This window comes from Mesorhizobium sp. M7A.F.Ca.CA.001.10.2.1, assembly GCF_003998575.1.
GTDB lineage: Bacteria > Pseudomonadota > Alphaproteobacteria > Rhizobiales > Rhizobiaceae > Mesorhizobium.
Genome location: NZ_RZQY01001287.1, coordinates 1 through 558, shown reverse-complemented (window position 1 = coordinate 558; position 558 = coordinate 1). Strand labels below are relative to the sequence as shown.

At 46.6% G+C, this 558-nt stretch carries 1 rRNA gene; it reads right to left on the bottom strand.

The window, feature by feature from the left end:
* Nucleotides 1–558, bottom strand: a 23S ribosomal RNA gene (locus tag EN964_RS36685); the annotation flags it as partial.

Here is a 558-nt window from a genome sequence, read left to right as displayed (position 1 = left end):
TACCTGAACTTCAACCTGACCAAGGGTAGATCACCTGGTTTCGGGTCTACGACCAAATACTCAACGCCCTATTCAGACTCGCTTTCGCTACGGCTCCACATTCACTGCTTAACCTTGCATCAAATCGTAACTCGCCGGTTCATTCTACAAAAGGCACGCCATCACCCATTAACGGGCTCTGACTACTTGTAAGCACACGGTTTCAAGTTCTCTTTCACTCCCCTTCCGGGGTACTTTTCACCTTTCCCTCACGGTACTGGTTCACTATCGGTCACTAGAGAGTATTTAGCCTTAGGAGATGGTCCTCCCAGATTCCGACGGAATTTCACGTGCTCCGTCGTACTCAGGATCCACTCAAGAGAGTATATATTTTCGACTACAGGATTATTACCTTCTTTGATTCAACTTTCCAGATGATTCGTCTAATATATACTTTTGTAACTCCGTATAGAGTGTCCTACAACCCCAACAAGCAAGCTTGTTGGTTTGGGCTCTTCCCGTTTCGCTCGCCGCTACTCAGGGAATCGATTTTTCTTTCTCTTCCTCCGGGTACTAAGA